Source organism: Bradyrhizobium sp., from assembly GCF_049581145.1.
GTDB lineage: Bacteria > Pseudomonadota > Alphaproteobacteria > Rhizobiales > Xanthobacteraceae > Bradyrhizobium.
This window is the reverse complement of sequence record NZ_JBAURI010001166.1, coordinates 1-7,541: the sequence shown is the minus strand read 5'-3', so window position 1 is coordinate 7,541 and position 7,541 is coordinate 1. Positions and strand designations below refer to the sequence as shown.

Genomic DNA, 7,541 nt, shown 5'->3' with positions numbered 1-7,541 from the left:
GGTTAGAACTTCACCGTGATGCCGGTGTAGACCGTCGATTCCGTGCAGGAATTGTTGCTCACGCCCGGCGCGACGTTGCAGATCGCGCTGGTCGCGTGATCGATGCCGAACTTGTTCTGCCAGTAGCGATAGGCGACCCAGACGTCGACGAAGTGGCTGTACTTGTTGCCCCACAATGCCTTGCTGGCGTCCAGCGTCAGACGGATCGGCTCGGAGTTCAACTCGACCGCGGTCTGGGTGCCGGGCAGCGGATTGTTCTCATAGCCTTTGTTGCCATACCAGCCGGCGCGGCCGCTGATCGAGAAATACTGCATGTTCTCCGGCAGGAAGCCCAGATCCATGTAGTAATTGACCTCGACTGCCCAGGTCGGCTTGAAGCTCCGGTTGCCATCGATCAGGCAGGTGGCGCCTGCTGCGGGATAGGCAATGGTGCCGGCAAAGCCGGTGCCGCACTGGGTGAAGGTGTCCTGGTTGGAGAACTCCCAGTACATCAACGGCGCGACATCGATATAGCCCTTGTAGGGCAGATCGAAAGCGAACTGCAGACCGGCGACGACGTCGCGCTTGGCCGGCGAGAGGTAGTTGTTCTCGGTGCCGGCGTCCATGCCCGCTTCAAACGAGATGTTGTGCAGCGGCCCGTAGGTGAAGGCCTTGGTGCCGAACAGTTCGTTCCAGCCCAAGGTCGAGCGGAACAGGCCATAGAATTCGGTCGCGCCTGCGCAACTGGCCGGTATCGCGGCACTGGTGAAGCTGGTCTGGATCACACCGGCGTTCGTGCAGGGATTGGCGGGATCGTTATGATCCGACTTCAACATCGAGATGGTGAAGAAGTTGGTGCCCATGGCCCACACGTCGAAATGCGTGAACGAATAGACCTGCTTGGCGGTATCGGCGTTGTAGCCGCCGCCCGGCTTGGGGCTGAATACGCCGGGATCGGTACCATTGGGCATCCAGGAGAATGTGACGCGATCATCGATCACGAGAAAGAACGGAAGATCGGCGACGGCCTTCTTGGCCTTGACCGGCAAATCGGCGGCCTTGGCGAAGCTGGTCGAAGCAAGCGCAGCAAGTGAAAGCGCCGCGGCTGCGATTGCTTTGTGACGAAAAGACATCCTGTGTACCCCCAAGTTACGAGCGAAAGTTCTAGGTCGTTGAATGCGACACTTGCGCTGTTCCTTGGAGGTGAGAAGCCCGATCTTTGCCCACATGGTCGCCGCAATCTGCGCAAGGATGAGGCTTTGGATCAGCAGCTTAGCGGCGGAGGGATCATTTTCGCCGCCTTTGGACAACCTTGGCGAGAACTCACGACCTTGTGATAAGGCTTGATTTCATTGGGTTTTTGAACGATCACGCGGTGCCATCCAGGCTTGCGGCGGACGATATTCCGGCGCCGAGCAGGATCACGTTTTCTCTGCTCAGCATTTCAGCAGGCTTATACAAGCGGTCATGATTTGGTTAGAGTAGTTACATTTTTACAACAGATTTGGCCGGGTGCGTGGACAGCTTGATGGAGCCATCAAGCTTCCTGGGGGCACCACCCCGTCGAATCAGATGCCGTTCGCCGTTCCGCCTGCCGACGCGCTGGGCAACGCTGGCGCTTTTTCCCTACTTACGCCGCCCCTCAAACTGGCCCAGTATCGAGGCATCCCATGTCCTGACGATGTGACCCCGGATGCGCGAGCCGACGACCAGCAACCTGCCTGCCGGCAATACGCCGCTGCTGCAGACCATCGGATTGACCAAGCGCTACGGCAGCTTCCTCGCCAATGATGCGATCGACATCGAGATCCGGCCGCGGCAGATCCACGCTTTGCTCGGCGAGAACGGCGCCGGCAAATCGACGCTGGTCAAGATCATCTACGGGTTGATTCAGCCCAGCTCCGGCGAGATGCGGTGGGAAGGCGAGAAGATGGTGCTGTCGGGGCCCTCGGAGGCCCGCGCGCGCGGCATCGGCATGGTGTTCCAGCATTTCTCGCTGTTCGACAATCTCACCGTCGCCGAAAACGTGGCGCTCGGGCTCGACGGCAAGGAATCCTTCAAGGACATGTCCGCACGCCTTGAGCAGGTGTCCAGGGTCTACGGCCTGCCGCTCGATCCGAGGCGCGAGGTGTGGCAATTGTCGGTTGGCGAGCGTCAGCGCATCGAGATCGTCCGGGCGCTGATGCAAAATCCCAAATTCCTGATCCTCGATGAGCCGACCGCGGTCTTGACCCCGCAGGAAGCCGATCAGCTCTTCATCGTGCTGGAGCGGTTGAAGGCCGAAGGCCGCGCCATCCTGTACATCAGCCACAAGCTGGAAGAGGTCAAACGCCTCTGCGATACGGCCACGATCCTGCGCGGCGGCAGGAAGGTTGAGACCTGTAATCCCAAGGCGGAGACCGCGTCCTCGCTGGCCCGCATGATGGTCGGCGGCGAGATCAGGGAAGTCAAAGCCGCCGCGCGAAAAACCACCATCCCCCGCCTCGTCGTCAACGACCTCAGCATGGCGCCTGACGATCCCCATGGCGTGCGGCTGCAGAACATCTCGCTCGAACTGAAGGGCGGCGAGATCCTCGGCATCGCCGGCGTCGCCGGCAACGGACAGGACGAGTTGTTCTCGGCGCTGTCCGGCGAACGGCTTGCCGCAGATTCCGGCACCATCGTGATCGAAGGCATCGCGGCAGGCGAGCTCTCGATCACGCAGCGGCGCCAGCTCGGCGCGGCCTTCGTGCCGGAGGAGCGGCTCGGCCACGGCACAGCGCCGCGCATGAGGCTTTCGGAAAACGCGCTTTTGACCGGGCATGCCGCGAGCGGCATGGTCAAGCATGGTTTCGTCGACACCGCGGCCACGCTGAAGATGGTCGACCGCGCCACCGAGATCTTCGACGTGCGCAAGGCCAAGCGTGACCCGGAGGCGGCGAGCCTGTCGGGCGGCAATCTGCAGAAATTCATCGTCGGCCGCGAAATCCTGCGAAACCCTGCTGTGCTTGTTGTGAGCCAACCGACCTGGGGCGTCGACGCCGGCGCCGCCGCCGTGATCCGCCAGGCCCTGCTCGACCTCGCCACCAATGGCGCCGCGGTTCTCGTCACCAGCCAGGATCTCGACGAGCTCGCCGAAATCGCCGACCGCATCGCCGTGATGTTCCATGGCCGGCTGTCGGCGCCGCTCGCTGCGAGCGAAGCGACGCGCGAAAAGCTCGGCCTGCTGATGGGCGGAAGCCGCCTGGAGCAACACAAGGACACGGCGCATGCAGCTGGTGCTTGAGAAGCGCACCGAGCGATCCAACACGATCGCGCTGGTGTCGCCGCTGATCGCGATCGGCATGACGATCGCGACCATGAGCATCCTGTTTGCCATCCTCGGCAAGAATCCGATCGCAGCCCTCGGCGTCTATTTCATCGATCCCCTGACCGACGGCTATTCGCTGCAGGAGATCGCGGTGAAGGCGACGCCACTGGTCATGATCGCGGTCGGGCTGTCGCTCTGCTATCTCGCCAATGCCTGGAACATCGGCGCCGAGGGACAATTCCTGATCGGCGCGGTGGCCGGGAGCTGGATCGCGGTGAAGACGCAGGGCACCGGTGCCGGGCACTGGGTGTTGCCGGCGATGCTGCTCCTGGGAGCTGCGGCCGGCGCGCTCTATGCGCTGATCCCGGCGATCTGCAAGGTCAAGTTCGGCGCCAGCGAAATCCTCACCAGCCTGATGCTGGTCTATGTCGCCGATCTCTTCCTCGATTATCTCGTGCGCGGTCCGTGGCGCGATCCCGCCGGCTTCAACTTCCCGACCACGGCGGATTTCGATCCGGTCGCGACCGTGCCGCTTCTGATCGAGGGCGGCCGTCTGCATCTCGGCGCGATCATCGCGCTCCTGGTCGTTGCCGCGGCGACCGTCCTGCTCGGCCGCACCATCATGGGTTTTGAAATCCGCGTGGTTGGCGCCGCGCCGCGCGCCGCCCGGTTCGGCGGTTTCAATGCCGACCACTTGATCCTTCTGACCTTCGCAATCTCGGGAGCGCTCGCAGGCCTTGCCGGGATCATCGAGGTCGCCGGTCCCGTCGGCCATCTGCAGCCCGGCATCTCGCCGGGCTATGGCTTCACCGCGATCATCGTGGCATTCCTCGGCCGACTCAACCCGATTGGAATATTAATTGCAGGGCTTTTCCTCGCATTGACTTTCATCGGCGGGGAACAGGCCCAGATCGCAATGAAAATCCCGTTGGACGTCACCAAGGTTTTCCAGGGCATTCTGCTGTTCTACGTGCTGGCCTGCGACTCGCTCATTCTCTACCGCTTTCGGTTCGTCTCCGCATCACGACGGGTGGCAAGTGGAACTGGCTGAGGCGATCATCCTGTCGGTGCTGGCGGCATCGACACCGCTTCTGATCGCGGCCACCGGCGAACTGGTGACCGAACGTTCCGGTGTCCTCAATCTCGGCGTCGAGGGCATGATGATCGTCGGCGCCGCCTGCGGCTTTGGGGGCGCCTTCCTGTCGGGTTCGATCATCCTCGGCTCGCTCTGCGGCGTCGCCGCCGGCATCCTGATGTCCCTGATCTTTGCCGCGATGACGCTGGGGCTGGCGGTCAATCAGGTGGCGACCGGGCTGGCGCTGACCATCCTCGGCATCGGACTGTCCGGCCTGATCGGCGCCGGCTTCGTCGGCGACCGGATCGCGCCGGCGCCGCATCTGTATATCCCCGGCCTCACCGATTTCCCGCCGGCGGGACGCATCCTGTTCGGCGAGGATGCATTCGTGTACCTGTCGCTGGCGCTGGTGATCGCGGTGTGGTGGTTCCTGTACCGGACGCGCGCCGGCCTGATCCTGCGCGCCTGCGGCGACAACCACATCTCGGCGCACGCGCTCGGCTATCCCGTGCTGCGCATCCGCATGTTCGCGGTGATGTTCGGCGGCGGCTGCGCCGGCCTTGCTGGCGCCTATCTGCCGCTCGCCTATACTCCGTTCTTCATCCCCGGCATGACGGCCGGCCGCGGCTGGATCGCGCTGGCGCTGACCGTGTTCGCATCCTGGCGGCCGGGTCGGCTCGTGATCGGCGCCTATCTGTTCGGCGCGGTGTCGATCCTGCAATTGCACGCGCAGGCCTTGGGCATCGGCATCCCCTCGCAATTCATGTCGGCGCTGCCCTATCTCGCGACCGTCATCGTGCTGGTGTTGTTGTCGCGGGCGCGGTCTGGCGGCTCGACCGCTCCCGCCGCGCTCGGCACGGTGTTCGTCCCCGACCGCTGATTTTCCGATACCGGGCGTGCGCGATGGGGCGCCGCGCTCCGGGCTTTCAGGCTTCGCCCCCACTGTTTGGAGATCGACAATGAGAAGGACATTCTTTGCGGCTGCCGCCGCACTGATGCTTGCGGCAGGTCTTGGCGGCAGCGCGTCGGCCGCCGATAAATTGAAGGTGGGGTTCATCTATCTTGGTCCGGTCGGCGACCTCGGCTGGACCTATCAGCATGAACTGGCCCGCCAGGCCCTGGTGAAGGAATTCGGCGACAAGATCGAGACCACCTACCTGGAAAACGTGCCCGAGGGGCCGGATGCCGAGCGTGCGATCGAGCAGCTGGTGCGCGCCGGCAACAAGCTGATCTTCACCACCTCGTTCGGCTACATGGACCCGACCTTGAAGGTCGCCAAGAAATATCCCAACGTGCATTTCGAGCATTGCTCGGGCTACAAGCGCGAGAAGAACATGTCGACCTATTCGGCGCGCTGGTATCAGGGCCGCTATATCCAGGGCGAGATCGCGGCGAAGATGTCGAAGGCGGGCGTGCTCGGCTATATCGGCTCGTTCCCGATTCCGGAGGTGATCTCGGGCATCAACTCCACCATGATCGGCGCGCAGACCGTCAACCCGAACATCAAGGTCAAGATCATCTGGGTGAACTCGTGGTTCGACCCGGGCAAGGAAGCCGACGCCGCCAAGGCGCTGCTCGACCAGGGCGCCGACGTGATCATGCAGCACACGGATTCACCAGCGCCGATGCAGGTCGCCAACGAGCGCGGCAAATTCGCCTTCGGCCAGGATTCCGAGATGATCAAGTTCGGTCCGAAAGCGCAGCTCACCTCGATCCTCGACACCTGGGCACCCTATTACATCGCGCGGGTCAAGGCTGAGCTCGACGGCACCTGGAAGGAGCAGGATACCTGGGGCGGCCTCGACACCAAGATGTTCCAGATGGCGCCCTACACCAACATGCCTGACGACGTGAAGAAGCTGGCCGAGGACACCCAGGCCGCCCTCACCACCGGCAAGCTGCATCCGTTCAAATGCCCAGTGGTGGCGCAGGACGGCACCACCGTCGAATGCAAGGGCGGCGATCATCTCGACGACGGCCAGATCCTCGGCATGAATTTCTACGTCAAGGGCGTCGACGACAAGATGCCGGGCAAATAGGGCCGGCGCATCCGCAACGCACAACACCGTCATGGCCGGGCTTCGTCCCGGCCATCCACGTTCTTGGCGGCTAAAAAATCAAGTCGTTCATAGGGTGCGTTAGTTAGCGATCGCCTTTTCGCGAAGAGCAAAGGCGGTCGCGTAACCGACCGTTGCCGCCAGGACATCGATACCGAGCATCGTGATGGAAGCGGTTGGTTACGCTTCAGCCGGCATTCTGACGGCTCAAGCTCACCCACTCTACGAGCTACGAGCTGATATCCACTACGAACTCTACCTCGCACACTTGCAAGCCCTGGCCGCGGAGTTCGACCTGGTGTCTCATGGCCAATCACGGCCACCTTCTGCCGACACTGCAACACGCCAACGGCTGCGCGCTATTGATCGTTCGCACCCGGCACACAGGGCGAACAGTTGCGAAATCGTGGGTGTCCGCTATTTCTGACGCTTCATCCCGCCTTGTCGCTGAATGCGGCGGGAAGCGTGGTGAGGAACGACATGACGCGCTGCGTGCGCAAGGGCGGGCGACGGTTGGAGGTGCGCAGCATCCATAGCGGCTCCGCCGGCGCGCGCCAGGGTGCAAGCACTTCGACGAGCCGGCCGGCGCGCAGATCGTCATGGACGAGCCACGCCGGTCCCCAGCCGACGCCGACCCCATTCGCCATCAAAGCGAGCGAAGCGTGCGCGTCGTCGCAAATGTGCTTGGGCTTCGGCGCGACGCGAACGGGTCCTTTGCCGCGCGGGTCGGCGAAGCGCCAGGTCAGGATCTGGCCGCTCGCGGGATTGCGGAAGCCGACATGGTCATGCGCGGAAAGCTCGGATGGAGTCGCCGGCGCGCCGCGCGCGTTCAGATAGGCGGGCGAGGCGCAAGCGATCCAGGAGAACGTGCAAAGCCGCCGCGCCTGATGGCCGGGCACGCGGTCGAGGGGTCCTGAGCGAATCGCGACGTCGACGCCTTCCGCCGCGAGATCCAGAATCTCGTTGCGGAATTTGACCTCGATCTCGATTTCCGGCCGCTCCCGCAGGAACGCGGTAAGCGTCCAGCCAACCGCGCCTACCACGACGTTCGTGAGAAGGTTGCTCATTGATTGGCAATTAAGGGGCGGCTGTGGTGGTGACGACAGTGCCAACGGGGCGGGTATCGTCAGCCGGCCGGCTT

6 protein-coding genes are annotated in these 7,541 nt (G+C 63.2%); 4 read left to right on the top strand and 2 right to left on the bottom strand.

The features are described from left to right. Positions 1-2: 2 nt before the first annotated feature. Positions 3-1,112, bottom strand: a complete 1,110-nt coding sequence (locus tag WCB02_RS37185; RefSeq protein WP_423966837.1) for a hypothetical protein — start codon at positions 1,110-1,112, stop codon at positions 3-5. 560 nt (positions 1,113-1,672) lie between these two features. Between WCB02_RS37185 and WCB02_RS37180 the strand changes: the two genes are divergently transcribed. From WCB02_RS37180 to WCB02_RS37165, 4 genes are all read left to right on the top strand, one after another. Then, positions 1,673-3,244, top strand: coding sequence for an ABC transporter ATP-binding protein (locus tag WCB02_RS37180; protein ID WP_423966835.1), 1,572 nt, complete (start codon positions 1,673-1,675; stop codon positions 3,242-3,244). Continuing rightward, a complete protein-coding gene (locus tag WCB02_RS37175) occupies positions 3,228-4,319 on the top strand; it encodes an ABC transporter permease (protein ID WP_423966832.1) in 1,092 nt (363 codons plus the stop codon). The genes WCB02_RS37180 and WCB02_RS37175 overlap by 17 nt, the downstream gene beginning before the upstream one ends. Next, a complete protein-coding gene (locus tag WCB02_RS37170; protein ID WP_423966829.1) occupies positions 4,306-5,223 on the top strand; it encodes an ABC transporter permease in 918 nt (305 codons plus the stop codon). Before WCB02_RS37175 ends, WCB02_RS37170 begins: the two co-directional genes overlap by 14 nt. A 79-nt stretch (positions 5,224-5,302) precedes the next feature. After that, on the top strand, positions 5,303-6,382 hold the full coding sequence (locus WCB02_RS37165; RefSeq protein WP_423966827.1) for a BMP family ABC transporter substrate-binding protein: 1,080 nt from the start codon (positions 5,303-5,305) through the stop codon (positions 6,380-6,382). Positions 6,383-6,831: 449 nt separating this feature from the next. Here the strand turns inward: WCB02_RS37165 and WCB02_RS37160 are convergent, their stop codons facing one another. Continuing rightward, positions 6,832-7,467, bottom strand: coding sequence for a substrate binding domain-containing protein (locus WCB02_RS37160; RefSeq protein ID WP_423966825.1), 636 nt, complete (start codon positions 7,465-7,467; stop codon positions 6,832-6,834). Positions 7,468-7,541 lie beyond the last annotated feature (74 nt).

Excerpts from the sequence above, each read along its gene's own strand:
- WCB02_RS37185 (WP_423966837.1), bottom strand. The coding sequence starts at position 1,112 with ATGTCTTTTCGTCACAAAGCAATCGCAGCCGCGGCGCTTTCACTTGCT.
- WCB02_RS37180 (WP_423966835.1), top strand. The coding sequence starts at position 1,673 with ATGCGCGAGCCGACGACCAGCAACCTGCCTGCCGGCAATACGCCGCTG.
- WCB02_RS37165 (WP_423966827.1), top strand. The coding sequence starts at position 5,303 with ATGAGAAGGACATTCTTTGCGGCTGCCGCCGCACTGATGCTTGCGGCA.
- WCB02_RS37175 (WP_423966832.1), top strand. The coding sequence starts at position 3,228 with ATGCAGCTGGTGCTTGAGAAGCGCACCGAGCGATCCAACACGATCGCG.
- WCB02_RS37160 (WP_423966825.1), bottom strand. The coding sequence starts at position 7,467 with ATGAGCAACCTTCTCACGAACGTCGTGGTAGGCGCGGTTGGCTGGACG.